This is a genomic window from Methylomonas rhizoryzae, assembly GCF_008632455.1.
Lineage (GTDB): Bacteria > Pseudomonadota > Gammaproteobacteria > Methylococcales > Methylomonadaceae > Methylomonas > Methylomonas rhizoryzae.
Map to the genome: position 1 here is coordinate 1,620,067 of NZ_CP043929.1, position 18,922 is coordinate 1,638,988.

Sequence of the window (18,922 nt, forward strand, 5' to 3'; positions counted from 1 at the left end):
CGCTCCTACGGTTAACCGGCTTTAACGAAAAAGCCACGCCCGTCCCGATAAACTTTTTGCGGCAGTTGATCGACCGATACATTAACCATTCGCCCTTGCAGGGGCCTGGCAAATACGCTGCCCTCGGCAAACATCCGCAGACGATTTTTGCGAATGCCACTACCACCAATCCAGCCACCGCGTGACACCAGTTTGTAAGCCGCGCCATCCAGCCAACCGGTTTGGCAATCGCCAGGGTCGGGGTTGACCAACGATAGCGCGACGGCTTGGCCCTGTTCGGCCAGTTGCAACCCCGGCATCTGGCCTTTGCTCCAGGAAAAGCAGCCGTTGCCGCTGGTTCGATCCGCGCCGATGCCGCTGTCACCGAGTACCGAAAGCGCGGTTTCAAATTGTTGCCGACTCGTCTCATCGTTAAACACAGCCAGAAAGTACAAACCACCGTTTTTGTCGAACCAGATACGGCTGAAATTAAAGATTTGGCTATCTGCGGCTTGATTGCTGTTGCGGTCTATCGCCAAACGCGGGCGATCTTCTTCCAGCCAGAGTTTTTCCGGTAATGTGGTTGTCTGACTGGCTAAGACACCTTGGCACACACCGTTTTTCAGGTCTATGGCGTCCGCCCAATTCGGATTGGTCAAGGATGTATGCCAGAGCTTGCTGTCCAGCCACTGGATTTTTTTTAGCTTCTTGGCTTGTTTCAATTTTTCTGATGGTAGGCGGATTGCTTGACTACTCGCAGCGCGCGGCAGAAAGTAACAATCCCGGTAAAACGGAAACGCCGAACTAATGCGAAAGGTTGGATTTTGTGCGTGTAGGGCAATTTGCTCCGGCCAAATCAACGCCCAGGTCGCCAACATCGCCGCGCTCAGGGTATCGGAATGAATGAAGCTGCTGCTTTCCTCGTAAAAGGCGTTGCCGCGACTATCGACGTGGAACGGCGCGGTAAAGGTGAGCCGATAGCAGTGCATATCAGGCTCCGACAGCGACGTTTTGAGCTTGCAAGTTGCTGAACAGCGCCATCAGTTTTTCGTTAACGTCAGCCGCCGGTTCGCCTTTTTGATATTGCGGCATGGTGCGTTCCTGCAAGGTTTGCACGGAAAACTCAACCGCTCCATACCCGCGCGAACCGTGTCCGCCCAAGCTGTCGTGTTGCACCAGTTCCAAGCCTTCGCGGATCAGGTTTAAAAATTGGCTTTCGTCATCGCCCTCCAGCAAGGTCAAAACCAGTTCAAAAGCAAATTCGGCACCGGCAGGTACCCGTTCGAATTGGCGAGGGTTGGCGGCTGAGGTAATGCGGTCGATATTGACTTCAGTTTTTACCTCGGTCATCGGCATGTCGGTATTGGGTGCGTTTTCCAGCTGATTTTTACTGGCTGGGGTTAAGTGTGCATCGCGCACCATCAAGCGGGTCGGTTGACCGTTGTTTTTGTCAGCGGAAACACCGAACAGCTTGCCGAGTAGGGTTTCGGGATTGATACCGGCTTGAGCTTCCAGTTTGCCTTCTTTTAAACTGAATCCCCCTTCCATTGGGTTATGTTTTTCGTCGCCCCTTGCCCGCTCCAATAATGACCGCATTTTTCCGCGCAATGAAGAGCCTGGAATATAAGGTTCATTGGTCAACGGATTTCGGACCACAACTTTATCCGCGCCGCCAATCGCCATGCCAATGGAATTACCGCCAATATGCAGTCCAGTCAATGCGGTGATTGTGCCTTTGATGAAAATTTTGCTTTTCAGTTTTGGATTGATTTGTTCGCTCATGTTCGTGTCTCGTAGTTATTTAGTGCTATAGACTTTGTGGTAAGCCAAAATGGCCTCAAAAAAATTACAGAACCTTTTGAAGGTTTCCCGATCCTTGACTTCAACAGCATCTATTGCCTGAGATAGCGCATCTTCTAACAATTTGAACGTGTCTCTTTTTTTAGATTCAGTTCGGCCCCTCGCATAGGCCAATTTCGGTTTTAGGAGCAATAATTCACGATAGGATTTTTCGGTAAAGTCCGTTTGCATTTCCAATTTTTTTACCGTTCCATAAGCATTTCTTATTTGAGAAGTACTGACGTCCTTGATTGCCAACGCTAATTTGTCGGCAAATTCAATCATCTTCTTTGCTGTATCGTCTCTTTGAATAAAAGAGCTAACTTCGTTAGTCATTTGTTTTACTCCTTAATAAGAATTCCGCCCAACGCACCGGTAATTGCAGCCATTCCATGACTGGCTGCTTGTTCGCCAGAGTTTGTGGGGTGATTAGTTGCCGTTGTAAATTTTCAAGTTGTAATGCCACTTCGGGGTAACGCTTCTCCATCCGTTTCAGGTTGTAAACCAGTCGCCAGCGCCATTTATCCCAGTAAATCTGCTCGGTAATATTGCCGGATTTTTGTCTGAGTTTGATTTCATCTACGGCAATTACCACCTGCCGCAAACGGTCGATGATGGCTTGACTGTTGGTTTGCTTGACGATGCTCAACAAGGTGTCGCGCAATTGAATCGCGTCGGCAAAGCTTTCCCAACCGATGGCCGTTTCCATAAAGCTCAAGGCATCCTTTTCCTTCTGGCCGCGTTGTAGGTGCTTGGCCTGTTCTTCGGCTTCGCCCGCCAATTCCGCCGCCCGAGAAATGGGGTAACGACCGCCCACCAGAGCAATGCCGCCGGACAAGGTAAAGCAGGGGTTGTTGGCGCAATAACGACTGAATTCGTCGCGGATTTTTTGCGCTACGGTTGGCAACTCGTCCCAACTGCCAATGATGAATACGTCATCACCGCCAGCGTAAATGATTTGACTGCGCGGAAACGCTTCCAGAATTTGGTGCAAATAACCGGCGAAGAACAAATGCAATTGCCTGGAAACCGTGGCGACTCGCGACAGCGAACCCATGCTGGTTTGTTTGCCTTCGGCATTTTTCTTGCCAAAGTTGAGACCGCGAATAAAGACCTCGCCGAGGTTGTCCACGTCCATGCGCAATATTCCCATGCGGCTAACGCCCTGAGCTTGTTCGGCAAAATCATCGAACTCGTAGTTACCGGAAGTTTTATTTTTTTGCCATTGGCCGACATAGCGCACACCTTGCGAATAGCCTTGGGCATTGGTTGTTAAACCCTTCCAGTCGTTCAGCACTTCCAGATGGGATTCGGACAAGTTTGTGAGTTCGCTGAATTGCGGTTCCTGCTTCAGAAAATACACATCGCAATCGGTGCCCACTATCGGCAAGCTAAACAGCTGGCCCTGAAGTTTGTTTTTGACAGTTTGGCGGTTTTCACCCCACACCCAGAACAAGTAGCGGGTATCGGCCAAGGCTTGGCCCATGCGTTCCAAATCCTCGCATTGCCGACAACTTTGCTTGGTGTTGATGTCCGCCTGAGCATCGTCGCGACCGCAAATTTTGCAGGCACCACGTTCATGCTGCATTTGCTGGGCAAAACAGTTGATGTCTTGACTGACTTGGGTTTTAAAAGGCTGCAAGCGTTGTTTTTGCAAGTCTTCGTTGACCTGTTGCCAGCGCCGGCCCATGTTGCCTTCTTTAAAGTCATCGCCGCATATATCAGCAAAGCCCAAGCCCAAAAATACCTCTCCCTGAAATTCATCAAGCAGGGTTTTGTTGACTGAATCGGCAATACGCTGGGCTTCGACTTTTAAATACGTCGGTATCAATAAGTAAAACTTCCCGCCGGAAGAATAAATCCTGGCCGTGGGGTACAAGCCCAATTCACGGATGATTTGCTCGGCAACGGCATCGCATAGTAATTGGATGAAGAACGAGCGCCCCCGCAAGCCCTTGGCCGCGCCTTTGCTGGTGATTTTGTAAATGAATTTTTGTATGCCCGAAAAATCGCCGCATACCAATTGCCATTTAGGGGTTTGGCGGTCGTCAAAACCACTGGTTTCGTCCAAGTTTTGGTGATGTAGAAAAAGACTTTCCCCAATCGCCGCCGTGACCCTGAGATGATCGAATAAAGAGATGTCAGGGTGCTGCACATTGGTAGCCGCCGGTACTTGACTCAAATATTGTTCCAGCAGGGTCAACAGGCTTCTGGTAACCGACTTTAGAATTTTGTCTTTAGCGACATTAGCCTGGAAGCTTTGTAAATGCTCCAGATCATTTAACAGACTCTGGGCGATTTCTCTGTACTCAGGCACCAAGCTGGTTTTGCTTAGCCAAGCCTTGCCTTTATCGTTGGTTTTTTCTTCCATACCACCGGAAACCGCTGCTTGCGGATAAACATTAGCGGAAGATAGTTGGATTCCCGTTAGCGGCAGAAAACAATCGTTTTGTCTGGCAGTTTCTTCAATCCGCACTCTGCCCAGCAATGATTCCATACGGGTCTTTTTATGGATGCCTTGTTCGTAAAAACCACCTTGTTCGCGCTCGGCACTGGCAAGATGATCGGCGGATTGAACCAGTTTTTCCAGATACGCTTCAGCCCTGCCCGATGGTACATGGTGGTAAGTCGCGAGATTGACCCAGTTTTGATCTGCGGTGGCAATCGTCTGTTGCTCATCAGGTTTAAGTTGCGGGACTTTTTCTGCAAGTAATTCGCAAAAAGCCAAGGTATGCAGAACGTGCAAATGGCTGTAGTAGCCTTTATCAGGGTTTTTCGGGCAATAGCTCTGGCGCTTTTCTATATCGTTTCTGTAATGCTCCAGCATTTCGGCACGCTCAAAAAACTTGCCGATGTCATGCAATAAACAGCCTAAGACGGCATGGTCGTGATTTTTCATACCTTATTTCCGGTTAATGGGGCTATTTGAATTTGTTCGATTTTTAGGGCAATTCGATAACATGTTTTGGGTCGCCGGCCCTCGCTGGTAATCAAGTACGGTCTGGCGGCATGCCCCATTGTTTGTTGTAGTTTTTTGTTCACTCTCGACTTGCGCTGCTCAAAAAAGCTTTTACTCATGCCGTTTTTCAACGGATCGACGGTACGGTCGGTGCCGCCTAAGGCACCGCGGATGCGTTGGTATTGCGCCAGGTATTCGTCGGCATAAGCCAAATCCGGGGCACCGTCGCTGGGGCATTGCGGCGCGGATTGTCCGTCGGCTTGCCGTTGCAGTATCCACAGGTAAAAGGCCAGGTCGGCGGGGATGAGCTTGACCGGGGTTCCTTGCGCGATCAGCATGCGTTTGGCTAAATCTATGATTAGGTTTGCGGGGCCTAGCGCTTGCTGAGCGTTGGTCACGGTTTGGCTGAAGCTGGTTTTGCCTTCCAGCAGGGCTTGATCGAGGCCGTGGCGTAATCTAACAAACGGAATGTCGGCCAGCATGACTTCGGCTTGCTGGGTATCTAACGGTTTGCGACTGGGGTCGTTGCCGTAGATGACTTGGGAGTAGGGTGTCGGGTAATAAAACTGTGGGTGGGATTCGTAATCCGCCGCCACCAGTACGTGGCTGAGTTTGTCCTGACTGCGGCCATACAGCGATAAGGCGTAGCCGGCGTAAAAGCCCATGGTCTTGCGGCCGCCGGCGATGGAGACGTGCAGCGCGGTTTCGGCATCGGCGGTAAAGGTTCTGATCCATTCGGTGATGCCGTCGGCCATGGCTTGGTTGTCGGCTTGGCTGCGAATGTCGTTGAGCGGGTCGCCGTTGGCATGTTGCAGGATATGGATATGCTCTTCGGAAAACCGGACTGCCGGCAAACCATAGTCTTTATAAAATCGGGCCAGCCAGCCGTCGTTGATCAGGGTGAGTTTGGCGCGTTGGCAGCCTTCCGCCGTGGTCAGAATGTGGATGGCGACGGGCATGTCGCCACCCTGGCGATGCAAGGCATACAGGGTTTCGGTGACGACCTGCGGGGTTAAACCGGTGACAGCGAGCAAGATGCTTTGATTCATTGGGCTTTTGTGGCGTTACCGTTGGAATGGTAGGAGAGACGCACAGTCGCGAATCGAAAGTCTGTCATCGCGACTGTGCGTCGCTCCCACGCTGGCCATGTTAAGGGATCGATGCTTCATCATCCCCAACTGGCAAGCTTGCCGGCTTTACGGAATAAGCCCCCAGGCCCATGCTGGTGGCCTTGCCGACATGCGTCCACTGGCCAAGCCAGAGATAGGGCCAGAAGGCGTCCAGCCCTTTAGTGTCCAACTTGATGCTGCCGACCAAGCCGCCCAGATTCATTTCGGTTTGCTGGCGCGACGAATAACGCGTCCAGTCGTACCATTGCAGTTGTTGTTCGACAATTTCGATTTGTCTGGCTTGGACGGTGAGTCCGGCAAAATCCGTTTCCAGCGGGGTGTCGGTATGAAAGTAGCTGATCATCGAGATGCGCCGCAGCAAGGTGCTGAACAGTGCACCGAAATTGAAATCGCTTGGCGTCAGGTTTTTTTGTTCGTGCTTGATCCGCAACGGGCTATGAAAGGTCAGTTCGACGCATGCCGGCATGTCCGGTACCGGCGGCGACAGGGCAGGTTGTTGCGGCAACAAAGCCCCGTTTTGGTAAATGCTCCGGCTATTGCCTTGCGTGTCAAGTTCGTCGATTTGGATTAGATCAAAGACTTGGCGCTTACCGCCTATGCCGTCTTTGCCTGCTGTTTGTAGGGCATGAATCAAGTAAGGAAAGTAGCGCTGACCATGGCCGAACAGGATCAAATCGAGGTTGTAATTCGAGTCGATAGACGAGCTTTCCGGCAAGCGTAAAACAAAAGGGTGTGGCGCCGCAGTGTATTTGCGCATTTTTTCGGCATCGGCCGGCGGCGGCGTTTCAAATACATAGCTGTATGCACAGGAATTTTTTAATAAACACTGGCTGCAGGGCGTATTTCTAACCACGCAGACGGTTCGTTTTAGTGCATGACCTAGTGCGCCGCGCCAGGCTGAGCCGGGGTAATCAGGTAAGCGGACGGGCTCTATGGTCTGGAAAAAGAAGCGGTAACTCTTAAGTGGAACAATAGGGTAAGCCGAAGACATTGTGTAACCTCCTTGTTAACATTGTGCCAAATCTAACAACCATGTTCTTTCTTGGCAAGCTTTTCACTTAGCGTTCGCAAGTCGGTCTTCACCGGTAAAGCTTGTGCTTGTATTAACGCCTCAGGTCCTGTTGTAATTCCGCCAAAGTGGGCGGTGTTGCCCATAACTGGCGGTATAGGCTCATTGCAACGCCCCAGTGTGCCATAACACAATCGGAATCGAGTTCGGCGATGTGAGCAAAGGTTTTCTTGGCTTCGTCCTACCAAAACGAATGTAGCATCGCGACCGCGCGGTTAAATTCTAGCTGCGCTGCCGGTGAACAGGAAACGACAAAGTTCGCCGTACCCAGTTTTTCCTGCCCGATGCCTTGTATCGTGGTGATCGCCTTCGGCCAAAAGCGGCGCAGACGCAAGTAGCGCCAGCCAAGCTATTAGGTTTTTCATTGTTGTCCTCCAGATGCTTGTGGGGGGGCTTCGAGTCGTTCGGACCAAACTCAACCATACCGGCTGTTTATAGCGAATAACTACATGCTATTAATGCCAATATGCATAGATACATTTGGAAAGCGCCCTTGAATTTTATCGCTGTCATATGCGCGGGGCGAAGAAGGAGGATTATTCAAACAGCAATTGAGCGATGTACAGCTTTGTATCCTATTTCCGACCATACCGAAAAGCATCCTTTGTCCGCTTATGGTCGATCCAAGGCATTCAAAATCCGGTTGGGTTCGGAACCGGTGGCGGTTTTGAAATTGGACTCAGTGGTGGTTTTGATCGGAATACGCAAAAAAGGGAGGACCGTCCCCGATCCTCCCTTTTCATGACCGTTCGTTGCCGATCTTATACAAGCATCGATTTACGCCGACTGCGCAGCCCCAGGCCTAACACAGCGCTAGCAAACAACCCGGCAGCGCCGGGCAACGGCACTTGCGACACGGTGATGGTATCGCCGTTCAGCGCGAAATGCAGGGTATCCGAGCTAAAAGTAATTCTATAGTCGCCGTGATCCAGAATCGGATCGACATACCCGTTGGGCGCGGAAAAACTGTCGCCGGCATTGATTTCGGCCGCCGCTTCCGCATCGGTCAAGCGATAATCGGCAATCACGTATTGGTAACTACCGGCCGCCAGGGTAATGTCGAACGCGGGATCGCGGCGAAAGTGAATCGAGCCGTCCGCCGCGCCTTGCGCTTGAGTCAGGCTGGTCAAACTAAGCGTACTATTGCTGACCGCCGTGCAATTGTTGGCAATGTCGTCGCATCGGGCCAAATGATTCGCGGCGCTCAGCGGATTAGCGGAACCGTCGTCCAAATACCAATGCGTATCCGGGTCCAGCCAAGTCAGCTCGCCGTCGCCGTTTAAATCGGCCGTGTAGTAACCGGCGGTCGAAATATTGCTTTGCGAAGCCTCGTAAGCCAGCAAATTCACGCTAAAGCTGCCGGCGACCGGCATGTCGATCTTCCAGACGTCGAAGGTGGTGCCGTCTTCCTGCAAAAACAAGGTAGCGTCGATCGTCAAAGTATTGGCTTGGACCGGCCCGGCAGCCGCTGCCAGCAAAGCGGCCGCAATCGCGGCGCGTAATACAAAATTCATTACCATCTCCTATGTTGAAAATAAAAACGACGTTCCGTCAATCCGGCGCACATTGCCGGCGCAGCCTATCCGAACCACCACGCCACTGTCGTTAATCCCAAACCCAGGCGGTCGCATTGGATGCGGTTGGGGGGCGTCGTGAAAAAGCCTTGTCTTGCTGAAGCCAGCCACCGACCGGCGCCGCCGTAAACCGATACTTAGCCGGACGCGGTAAAGCCCTATCAACAACGCAAAAACCGGACCAATACTCAATTCCTTATTCGGCCAGCCTCGGCCGGCAAACATACAGACTTAAGGCGCTAGTCGCTATGGCAAACGACGCAACTTGGGTGAAATGCCACAGCCGCACTGGGTTTCACGCCGACGGCCAGACATACGCAAACCAGCGAAACCGGAGGGGGGCTTGTCCCGCGCCGAACGCGCAAAAAAAACCGCCACGCTACGTAGGCCCGCTTTCCGATTTATGAAAATACGGCTTGAGCTGCCAAGCCGAGGTCATGCAAGACTCGATATAAAAGCACGCACAATATATGAATAATGCCGGCAACTTAGCCTTATCGCAAATTAATATAAACATCTCTAATAATATCGTTTTGCATCGCCGACCAATTTGAATAAACTCTGTTCCAACTTCAAATTAAACGGGAAAAAAGATGTTAGCGAATATTCTACAAACGCTTACCAGCGAGCTTGAGCAAACCTTATACCTTAATTTAAACGAATTTCGCCTGGAAACCAGCGATGATGAATTACTCAGCCGATATATCGGTCTGAAATTACGTAGCGAATTTCAAGCGATTTTCGAAATCGGTAACCCGGATGGGCTGATAGGCTACGAAGCCTTGCTCAGGCCCTCGACCGGCATCGACGCCGTGTCGCCCGGCTTCGCATTCACGATAGCGGACAACGAAGGCAAATTGGTCAAGCTGGATCGGGTAGCCCGCACCCTGCACATGCTGAATTATCTGACCTTGCCGGATAAACGCGGCTTGTTGTTTTTGAATGTACACCCCAAGCTGATCAGCAGCGTTTCCGCCCACGGCAAGGTCTTCGAAACCTTGTTGCATCGCCACTCCGTGCCGACCCGGGAAGTCGTCATCGAAGTCAACGACGGCGAGTTGCAAACCGCTGCAGGCTTGCGCGACGCCATTGACAGTTATAAAGACTGCGGATACCGCATTGCCATCGATCAGTTTGGCAACGCGCTATCCAAGTTGGACCGCTTATGGCGCCTATCTCCGCATTTCGTCAAGTTCGATCCGTGCGTCGTCAAGCAAGCCGAGCGAGACGGCAAATTCCGTCGCGCCCTGCCTAAGCTGATCGAATGGGTGGAAGCGATGGGCGCCCGTTGCGTAATCACCGGGATAGAAAACGAAATCCAATTGGACATCGCCAGCAATGCCGGCGCGCAATTATTACAGGGCTACCATTTGGCCAGGCCGGCGTCCGCATCAGCCATCGGCCGCGCCGCACCGCCGGCTCGCCAGCATGCGCCGATGAGCGGCGAACCTCACCATTTCGGCAGCTTTAGCGTGGCCGCGCCCAGCCTTAAGTCGGCCGAACGCAAACCTCTAAGGCATTGACAGCCTGCTTATTCGAACCTGAATCCGGAGTTGAACATGCGACATTTAAGCTCATCGATACCGCGAAAATTGGTCTTTCCCGCCTTATTCAGCCTGGGCGCAACGGCATTTCCGCTTGCGGCCGCGAGCGACGATGCCAAGCAAATCGCCCAGCGGCACGCCGACAACTGGACGCAAACACTGGAGGCCGCGCAAGGCGAGGACATCATGGAGTTGTACGCTTCTTCCAAACCCACGGTCATTTTTCCCAGCGGCCGGGTAGTGGATTCCCAACCGGAACTGGAAAACTTTTGGCACGGCTTTTTGGATTCAAAAGGCGCGAAGACTCGGATGACCGTTGCCGACGCGCACTTCAACAGCACGGGCGGCCGTGAACAATCCAACGTGGTCGTCGCCAAATACCTGGTGGTTCGGGAAAATCAGCGCCGGCCCTACCTATTTACCCTGAATAAAACCCAATGGCGGCTGGACACGGTATTGACCCGCCAAACCAACGGCCAGTGGAAAACCCAATTGCAAAATTGGCATTAGCATTAGGCGCCCCCGCCACTTTGTCCCGCCTGTTACGGCGGGATTTTTTTTGCCGCAAAGACGCCGTTGCCGTTCCGTTAAGCAACGGCCTAGCGGCCTTTGCACCTCAATTTACCGCCTGTTATGCCCGAAAACTATATCGATATAATAATTCAGCATATCACCGGTTTCGCATTGATTATCTATATTTATCGTTTTATGCAAAAACACAGATTAATTAAACTATATTTCAAGCGGTAAGCAACTGAAATCAGGCTGAATGATATTGATTAAAAACGCTAGTCAAACTGAATTCAGCTACTCCTAATTCATTCCATGAAACCAGAATAAGACAAGGCACAATAATGAACAAGCAGTTAATTTCACGACACGGCAAATACTTATTGGCCGCTTTACTAATAGCGCAATCGGCGCACGCCGAAGATTACTACCGTAAAACCAAGGCTTACCGGTTGGAGCCGGAACCGGACCCGCCCAGTTACGTGCGCAATCTGAGTAAGACTCAGTTCGAGCAATTCCGGGACGTCGAATGGCTGGACGTCGGCCTGGATTTTCGTACTCGCTACGAATACCGGGAAAACGATTTGCGCCGCCGCAACGATCCGATCACCGGCGCTACCTTGGACAAATACCGCGCCGATCCGGATAACCTGTGGCTGCTGCGCACTCGGGCTTACCTGGGCGTCAAGGACATTCTGGACCCGTTGCGTTTCGCGGTGGAATTCGAAGACGCCAGAAGCTACAACGGCCGCTACGAACGCACCGACGCCGACATCAACGAATTCGAATTGATCCAAGGTTACGGCGAGTTGTATTTCGACAATGCCTTGGGCCCCAACCGGCCGATCAGCATCCGTGCCGGCCGCCAATCGCTGGAACTATTGGACCGGCGCCTGATAGGCAATAACCAGTTTCGCAACACCACCAACAATTTCGAAGGCTACCGAATCCGTTTCGGCAAGAAACAAAACAATTGGGACCTGGATACCTTCGCGCTGCAACCGGTAGAACGTTTGAAATACGACTTCGACCGGCCGGACGAAGACACCTGGATTTACGGCGCCGTGCTCAGCCTGAAACAATGGTCCGAATACGTCACCATCCAGCCGTATTTTCTGGGCCGTAAGGTTAACGGCGACCCTTACAATCCGGTCAAGCTCCATCGCAAAAACGATATGGACATCTACGCGCCCGGCCTGCGGGTTTACGGTTTGTTCGGCGACAGCGGCTTCGATTTCGATGCCGACATCAACAAGCAATTCGGCCGTTTCGGCTACACCCGTAGCGGCGTCAAGGAACAGTTGATGCTGCAACACGACACGATTGGTTATGCCTTGGAACTGGGGTATAGCTTCGACCACGCCTGGAAACCGCGTGCCAGCGTGTTTTACGCCTACGGCAGCGGCGACAAAGACCCGAACCGCTTTGCCAGCAGCGGAAGTAACGAACGCTTCGACGCGTTTTACGGCTTCAATCAACCCTGGTCGCGCAACGATTATTTTTCCTGGGATAACATCCACGCGCCTAAAGCCCGTTTGGAATTTGCCCCTTACGACGGAGTGCGGATAGACACCGGCTATAACGCCTATTTCCTGGCCAGCGAGACCGAAGCCTGGAACCGCGCGAATCTGCGCGACGTGACCGGTAAAAGCGGCAGTTTTCTGGGCCACGAGTTCGACATCCGCCTGCGTCACAAACTTAACGCTTACGTGGACTGGAGTTTGAGCTACGCCCGCTTTACCCCGGGGGATTTCACCCTATCCCAAGACGAAAGCAGTTCCGCCAACGGACCTTTTACCACGGAGCCCAGCAACTTCTTTTATTTCGAAGTGTCGCTCAACGCCTTCGGCGACGGCAAGCCCAAATACCGCTAGTCCGCCTTATTCGGCTTAGGCGCTTGCCGCCTAAGCCGGAACGCAGTCTTGACGCTTTTTATATCTTATTTTGTGATATTTATTTCTAATTAAATCGCTTTTTATCAATAAAAACTCTGGCTACGATACGTACAACCTTACTTAATTCAGGAAATCGACATGACAGCGCATCATCCTCTCAAGCCACTGCTATTGGCATTGGCGCTATTTGCCGGCAGCGGCAGTGCCGGCGCGGACCGGACTTTACTCAACGTCTCCTACGATCCGACCCGGGAACTTTACCAAGCCTTCAACAAGGAATTCATTCAACATTGGAAAAGCAAAACCGGCGAAGACATCGAAGTGCAACAATCGCACGGCGGCGGCGGCAAACAAACCCGCGCCGTGATCGACGGTTTGGAGGCCGACGTGGTAACCCTGGCCTTGTCGTATGACATCGACCAAATCTCCGCCAAGGCCGGCTTGCTGCCCAAAGACTGGCAAAATCGCCTGCCCAACCACAGTGTGCCTTATACCTCGACCATCGTGTTTTTGGTCCGCAAAGGCAATCCCAAACAAATCAAAGATTGGGACGATCTGGCGAAAGACGGGGTATCGGTGATTACCCCCAACCCTAAAACCTCCGGCGGCGCCCGTTACAACTACTTGGCCGCATGGGCCTTTGCGGAAAAACGTTACGGCGGCAAAGAAGCGGCTAAGGACTTTGTCAAAAAGCTGTTTAAAAACGTGCCGGTACTGGATTCCGGCGCGCGCGGCTCGACCACGACCTTTATCCAGCGCGGTATCGGCGACGTGTTGATCACCTGGGAAAACGAAGCCTTTTTGGCGCTGAAGGAATACGGTGCGGCGGAATTCGAACCGGTAGTCCCGCCGCTGAGCATCAAGGCGGAAACTCCGGTCGCCATAGTCGACAAAATCGTCGACAAAAACGGCACCCGCGACTTGGCCGAGGCTTATCTGAATTATCTGTACACGCCGATAGGACAAAAATTGGTAGCCAAGCACTTTTACCGCCCGGCCTTGCCGGAACATGCGGAGGCCGCCGATCTGGCGCGCTTCGCCAAGCTGGAACTGATCACGGTGGACGGCCAATTCGGCGGTTGGGTCAAAGCTCAAGCCGAGCATTTCGACGACGGCGGTAGCTTCGATCAAATTTATACGCCTTAACGATCATGAAGGCCTGGCAATCGCCCCGGCAAATGAAAGGGAGTTGGTAGGAGCGACGTCTAGTCGCGATGATGGCCTTGCGAATCGCGGCTATCTGTCGTTCCCCCCATAACTTTCATAGTAAACCCTTTAAGCGGACAAGTTGTTGCCCCCAACTCGACTCTAGGAACGTTATGCCTCAAAGCTACATCATGCCCGGATTCAAACCGGCACTGGGTTTCACCCTGCTGTATCTGACCCTGATCGTGCTGATACCGCTGAGCGCCTTGCTGCTGAAATCCTTGCAACTCAGCCCGGACCAATATTGGGCGCTACTGACCAATAAGCGGGTACTGGCTTCGTTTCAGGTCAGCTTCGGCGCCTCGCTGCTGGCCGCCGCCGTCGCCGCTGCGCTGGGATTCTGCATTGCCTGGACCCTGGTGCGCTATCCCTTCCCCGGCAAGAAGCTGTTCGACGCGTTGATAGATCTGCCGTTCGCGCTGCCGACCGCGGTCGCCGGCATCGTATTGGCGACGCTGTACGAGCCCAAAGGCTGGATAGGCAGCTGGTTGCTGCAAGCCTTCGGCATACACGTGGCTTATAAACCCTTGGGGATAGTCGTGGCGCTGATTTTCATCGGCCTGCCGTTCGTGGTGCGCACCGTAGAACCGGTGTTGCAGGAGTTCGACAGCGCAATGGAGGAAGCCGCTGCCAGCTTGGGCGCCGGCCGCTTGCAAACCTTTTTGAAAGTGATTTTCCCCAACGTGCTGCCGTCGGCCATCACCGGCTTCGCGTTAGCATTCGCCCGCGGTGTCGGCGAATACGGCTCGGTGATTTTCATTGCCGGCAACATGCCGTACGTGTCGGAAATCGTGCCGCTGTTGATCATTACCAAACTGGAACAGTACGACTATGCCGGCGCCACCGCAATCGGTTTGACGATGTTGTTACTGTCGTTTTTGTTGCTGCTTTTGGTTAACAGCCTGCAGTGGTGGGTACGCCGCCGCGGCGGGCAATTGTAAGGAGAAACCAACGTGAGTACTTCGACTGCCTATTTCAATCGCCGCAGCGCGCAAACCGCCGATCCCGCCTGGCTGCGTTATGTCTTGATCGCCGTTACCTTGGGCGTGATCGGCCTGTTTTTGATCCTGCCATTGGCCGCGGTGCTATTGGAAGCTTTCGCCAAAGGCTGGTCGGCCTACGCGGACAGTCTCGGCCAGCCGGACACGTTGGCCGCAATACGTCTGACCCTGTTAACGGCAGCTATTGCCGTGCCGTTGACCGCCTGGTTCGGCATTTGCGCGGCCTGGGCCATCGCCCGCTTCGAATTTCGCGGCAAAAGCCTGTTGCTGACCCTGATCGATTTGCCGTTTTCGGTTTCGCCGGTCATCGCCGGCCTGATTTACGTGCTGGTATTCGGCGCCCAAGGCTGGCTGGGCCCGTGGCTGTCCGCGCACGACATCAAAATCATTTTCGCGGTGCCCGGCATCGTGCTGGCCACGCTATTCGTGACCTTTCCGTTCGTGGCCCGCGAATTGATTCCGTTGATGCAGGAAATCGGCCACGAAGAAGAGGAAGCCGCCTTGTCGTTGGGCGCCAGCGCTTGGCAAATGTTTTTCAAAGTCACCTTGCCCAACGTCAAATGGGGCTTGCTGTACGGCGTGTTGCTGTGCAATGCCCGAGCGATGGGCGAATTCGGCGCGGTCTCGGTGGTTTCCGGTCACATTCGCGGTTTGACCAACACCCTGCCGCTGCACGTTGAAGTCAGCTACAACGAATACCAATTCGTCGGCGCCTTCGCCGGCGCTTCGGTGCTGGCCAGCCTGGCCGTACTGACGCTGCTGGCCAAAACCGCGCTGGAATGGCGGCAACGCAAAACCTTGAAGGCTTTACGCGCCGGCCGTCTACCCGATTAACGCATCCCACGAGAACTTCGCCATGAGCATACGTTTAAAACACATCAGCAAACAATTCGGCGCTTTCAACGCGTTGCACGACATCAGCCTGGATATCCCGGAAGGGGAACTGGTGGCCTTGTTGGGCCCGTCCGGCTGCGGAAAAACCACGCTGTTGCGCATCATAGCCGGTCTGGAAACCGCCGACCGGGGCGAAATCTACCTGCTCGGCGACAATGTCACCGCACAACCGGTCAAAGAACGCCGAATAGGTTTCGTATTTCAACATTACGCCTTGTTCCGGCACATGACGGTGTTCGACAACATCGCCTTCGGCTTAAGGGTCAAGCCGCGCAAATTGCGCCCCAGCGAAGCGCAAATCAGAGACAAAGTGCACGCCTTATTGCAGTTGGTGCAATTGGATTGGCTGCACGACCGGTTTCCGGAGCAACTGTCCGGCGGCCAGCGGCAAAGGATAGCCCTGGCCCGCGCCTTGGCCGTGGAACCCTCCGTATTGTTGCTGGACGAACCGTTCGGCGCGTTGGACGCCAGCGTGCGCAAAGACTTGCGGCTGTGGTTGCGGCATTTGCATCAGGAACTGAACGTTACCAGCATTTTCGTAACCCACGATCAGGAAGAAGCCATGGAAGTCGCCAGCCAAATCGTGGTGTTGAACCACGGCAAAATCGAGCAAAAAGGCAGCCCCGGCGAAATTTACGACCACCCGCACAGCGATTTCGTCTCGCGCTTCATCGGTCATACCAACGTACTGCACTTCGGCCGGGACGATGCGCCGTGGTTGCAAAACATAGACCTGGCTGTAGGCGACAAACAGGGCAACGTCGCCCATGTGCGTCCGCACCATATCGAAGTCAACAAAGCGGACCATTCGCCGATCCGGGTTAAGGACTGGCAGCATTTGGGCGGCTTCATCCGCCTGGAATTGCAACGGGAAGACCCTAGCGACCCAAATGCCACGCTGTACGCCGAGGTGGCGGACGAGCAATTTAAAACCCTTAACTTGCAAAAAGGCCAGCCGGTCAAACTGCGCATCAAGCAAGCGCGTTGGTTTGCCTAGCACTTTATCCGATCAGCAGCGCACACGGGAACGCGAACCATGAACTTTAGCCAATTGGAATTGCTGCGGGTATTGCAAGCCACCGCTTTCAACTTGTCCAAAGCCGGCGACAAATTGAATATCGTGCAATCGGCCGCCAGCCGACAAATTCAGTTGTTGGAAGACGAACTGGGTAATCCTTTGCTACACCGAACCGGCAAGAAAATCGTCGGCTTCACTCGGCTGGGCGAACGGGTGCTGGCGCAAATCGAGGCGATCGAACTGGCTAAACGCAATATTCTGAGCATCGCCAGGGAATACAAAAATCACAGAGACGGCGAATTGCGCATCGCCACTACTCATACTCAGGCCAAATATTTTCTACCCGGCCCTATCCGCCGTTTTCGCCAGCAATTTCCGCACATCCGAATTTACATGGTACAAGCGTCGCCGCATCAAATCGTCGACTTGCTGCACCAGCACGAGGCGGATATCGCGATATGCACCGAAAAACTGGACGAAGACGAACAGTTGGCGGTAGTGCCTTGTTACGAATGGCACCATATCGCCGTGGTACCGCACGGTCACCCGTTCGCGGAGCAAGCGGTCAGCCTGCAAAACCTGGCATCTCACCCGCTCTTGACTTACTCGCCGGGCTATACGGGTTACAGCAACATCGCCAAAGCCTTTCAACAAGCGGGCTTGCAGTTGAATGCGGTACTGTCGGCGGCCGATTCCGACGTGATCAAAACCTATGTTCGGCAAGGCGCAGGAGTGGGCATCATTGCCGGTACTTCATACGAAAGCGCGCTGGACGGCGATTTACTGCGCGTGGATTTATCGTCGCTCATCCCGCACTCGCAAACCAAAATCGCCTATTTGAAACCGCTGTATTTGCCGGGCTTTCTGCAACATTTTTTACAACTCTTACAAGACGGCAACGCCGGCGCCACCAACGTGAAGCCGCTACGGCAAATGCGTAGCGCTTAGTAAATGCTCATGCTTTGCGGGCGCAAAATGGAAATTACGTCCAAGGATTGGAACATCGCTTCGTCGGCGACGTCGGCGATTTCCTCGACGCTAAGTTCTAAACGTTCCAAAACCCCCGGCAAAAAATCCTGTGCCGCGATGCGGGTACGAATATCGCAGATTTCGTGTCCGACCGAAGGTTGAATCGTGCTGGAAACCGCCAGCGCGACGTGCATCACGCAAGCGTCGGTCTGTCTCTCCGCGCAGTCCATGGGTTTTAGCTGGTAGGCAATCAATTCCCAGATGTCGGCCGGTAATTGCCAGGCTTTCAATAGCTCGGCGCTGACTTCGCAGTAATCGAAACCGAATTCGGCTTGTTCGGCTTTGGCCAGCGCCATTTCGTCCAATTCGCCGCTGCCTATTACCTTGGCCGACTCGGCCGGAAAACGGCTGTACAAAATCAACTTGCCCAGACAGCTCAATAAGCCGGCAATAAAAAACCGTTCCGTATTCCCTAACTTTAAGCGCACCGCCAAATCTTTGGCCAATATCGCCCGCACCACGCTGTGGTTCCAGAAAATATCCATATTCACCAATTCGGAGGCAATATCCTTGAATTGCTGAGTAACCGAAGTGCCGATGACGATGGCTTTCAGATCGTTCAGCCCGATGATGGAAATCGCCCTGGACAAGGTGTCGATTTTGCTCGGAAAACTATATAGCGCGCTATTGACCATTTTCAATATGGCAGCGGTCAGGCCGGGATCGTGTAATATCGTGGCTTCCAGCTCGGCAAAATCCGGCTCCGGCGCCATCAGCAGTTGATTGACCCTGACCACGATATCAGGCAACGAAAACACGTTGTCGACTTGTTTAACTAACGATGCTGCGTTCATTCATTTCCCCAAATCTATGTCGTCGGAACAAACCGCCGGCAACGTCGGCCTAGCCGCTAACACCGGACTTCGATAGTCTACTTGCCACCGAACCGGCCCAAGCTTTCCGGCTAACCGCACCGTTGCGCCTACCTCCCATAAAATTAGATGAAGTTTGCCAAATTGCCGACCGCTAATCGACTTTTAGCAAGTTGGGCCGTACAACGGCGCTAGCATGTGACGTGACACAAAGAGCGAAGAGCAAAGGTTGTCAAACTCCGCTTGAGGGTATTGACGGCTTATTTCCTACAGTCGGGTGTACGAATATTTTATCCTGTCTTGGTGTATGCCGGCTTTCCGCCACGGTTTCAAACGCCAGTTGGATAGATTGCGCTGCGCGGCCAGGCGTGGAAGGGCAAAGATGTGGGCGGGCAGTTACAAGACGGGTTTCTAAGCTGGAGGCGCGAACATTAAGCAATAAATTTTTTGCCAAGTATTTTGA

The 18,922-nt window shown here is 53.2% G+C and carries 17 protein-coding genes; 8 read left to right on the forward strand and 9 right to left on the reverse strand.

Annotation, left to right across the window (positions count from 1 at the left end):
• Window positions 1-11: 11 nt before the first annotated feature.
• From csm4 to F1E05_RS07530, 8 genes are all read right to left on the reverse strand, one after another.
• Window positions 12-968 (reverse strand): type III-A CRISPR-associated RAMP protein Csm4, encoded by a 957-nt coding sequence (gene csm4, locus F1E05_RS07500; RefSeq protein ID WP_150047705.1) that lies wholly within the window; start codon window positions 966-968, stop codon window positions 12-14.
• Between the two features lies 1 nt (window position 969).
• Window positions 970-1,761: a type III-A CRISPR-associated RAMP protein Csm3 gene (gene csm3 / locus F1E05_RS07505; RefSeq protein WP_150047706.1), complete on the reverse strand. Its 792-nt coding sequence runs from the start codon at window positions 1,759-1,761 to the stop codon at window positions 970-972.
• A 15-nt stretch (window positions 1,762-1,776) separates the two neighbouring features.
• Window positions 1,777-2,154 (reverse strand): type III-A CRISPR-associated protein Csm2, encoded by a 378-nt coding sequence (gene csm2 / locus F1E05_RS07510; RefSeq protein ID WP_150047707.1) that lies wholly within the window; start codon window positions 2,152-2,154, stop codon window positions 1,777-1,779.
• Window positions 2,147-4,717 carry a type III-A CRISPR-associated protein Cas10/Csm1 gene (gene cas10, locus F1E05_RS07515; protein WP_150047708.1) on the reverse strand — a complete coding sequence of 857 codons (2,571 nt, stop codon included), beginning with the start codon at window positions 4,715-4,717 and terminating at the stop codon, window positions 2,147-2,149. The genes csm2 and cas10 overlap by 8 nt, the downstream gene beginning before the upstream one ends.
• On the reverse strand, window positions 4,714-5,826 hold the full coding sequence (gene csm6 / locus F1E05_RS07520; RefSeq protein ID WP_150047709.1) for a CRISPR-associated ring nuclease Csm6: 1,113 nt from the start codon (window positions 5,824-5,826) through the stop codon (window positions 4,714-4,716). Before csm6 ends, cas10 begins: the two co-directional genes overlap by 4 nt.
• Window positions 5,827-5,926: 100 nt before the next feature.
• Entirely contained in the window at window positions 5,927-6,898 is a 972-nt protein-coding gene (gene cas6 / locus F1E05_RS07525; RefSeq protein ID WP_150047710.1) for a CRISPR system precrRNA processing endoribonuclease RAMP protein Cas6, read from the reverse strand.
• A 293-nt stretch (window positions 6,899-7,191) separates the two neighbouring features.
• Complete coding sequence (locus F1E05_RS20540; protein ID WP_232056812.1) at window positions 7,192-7,341, reverse strand: hypothetical protein; 150 nt, start codon at window positions 7,339-7,341, stop codon at window positions 7,192-7,194.
• A gap of 396 nt (window positions 7,342-7,737) precedes the next feature.
• Window positions 7,738-8,490, reverse strand: a complete 753-nt coding sequence (locus F1E05_RS07530) for a hypothetical protein (protein ID WP_150047711.1) — start codon at window positions 8,488-8,490, stop codon at window positions 7,738-7,740.
• Window positions 8,491-9,143: 653 nt separating this feature from the next.
• Between F1E05_RS07530 and F1E05_RS07535 the strand changes: the two genes are divergently transcribed.
• The 8 genes from F1E05_RS07535 to F1E05_RS07570 all read left to right on the forward strand — a co-directional run bounded on the left by F1E05_RS07535 (window position 9,144) and on the right by F1E05_RS07570 (window position 17,566).
• Window positions 9,144-10,073, forward strand: coding sequence for an EAL domain-containing protein (locus tag F1E05_RS07535; protein WP_150047712.1), 930 nt, complete (start codon window positions 9,144-9,146; stop codon window positions 10,071-10,073).
• Between the two features lie 36 nt (window positions 10,074-10,109).
• Window positions 10,110-10,604 carry a hypothetical protein gene (locus F1E05_RS07540; protein ID WP_150047713.1) on the forward strand — a complete coding sequence of 165 codons (495 nt, stop codon included), beginning with the start codon at window positions 10,110-10,112 and terminating at the stop codon, window positions 10,602-10,604.
• 344 nt (window positions 10,605-10,948) lie between these two features.
• Window positions 10,949-12,478, forward strand: coding sequence for an alginate export family protein (locus F1E05_RS07545; protein ID WP_150047714.1), 1,530 nt, complete (start codon window positions 10,949-10,951; stop codon window positions 12,476-12,478).
• Window positions 12,479-12,637: 159 nt separating this feature from the next.
• The gene (locus F1E05_RS07550; protein WP_150047715.1) at window positions 12,638-13,645 is read left to right on the forward strand and encodes a sulfate ABC transporter substrate-binding protein; all 1,008 of its coding nucleotides are present in this window, start codon (window positions 12,638-12,640) and stop codon (window positions 13,643-13,645) included.
• Between the two features lie 173 nt (window positions 13,646-13,818).
• Window positions 13,819-14,646 (forward strand): sulfate ABC transporter permease subunit CysT, encoded by an 828-nt coding sequence (gene cysT / locus F1E05_RS07555; protein ID WP_150047716.1) that lies wholly within the window; start codon window positions 13,819-13,821, stop codon window positions 14,644-14,646.
• 12 nt (window positions 14,647-14,658) lie between these two features.
• On the forward strand, window positions 14,659-15,540 hold the full coding sequence (cysW, locus tag F1E05_RS07560; protein ID WP_150047717.1) for a sulfate ABC transporter permease subunit CysW: 882 nt from the start codon (window positions 14,659-14,661) through the stop codon (window positions 15,538-15,540).
• A 22-nt stretch (window positions 15,541-15,562) separates the two neighbouring features.
• Entirely contained in the window at window positions 15,563-16,597 is a 1,035-nt protein-coding gene (locus F1E05_RS07565; protein WP_150047718.1) for a sulfate/molybdate ABC transporter ATP-binding protein, read from the forward strand.
• Between the two features lie 39 nt (window positions 16,598-16,636).
• Entirely contained in the window at window positions 16,637-17,566 is a 930-nt protein-coding gene (locus F1E05_RS07570; RefSeq protein WP_150047719.1) for a LysR substrate-binding domain-containing protein, read from the forward strand.
• Here the strand turns inward: F1E05_RS07570 and F1E05_RS07575 are convergent.
• A complete protein-coding gene (locus tag F1E05_RS07575; RefSeq protein ID WP_150047720.1) occupies window positions 17,563-18,441 on the reverse strand; it encodes an HDOD domain-containing protein in 879 nt (292 codons plus the stop codon). The two genes, F1E05_RS07570 and F1E05_RS07575, sit on opposite strands and share 4 nt — an antisense overlap.
• Window positions 18,442-18,922: the final 481 nt, after the last annotated feature.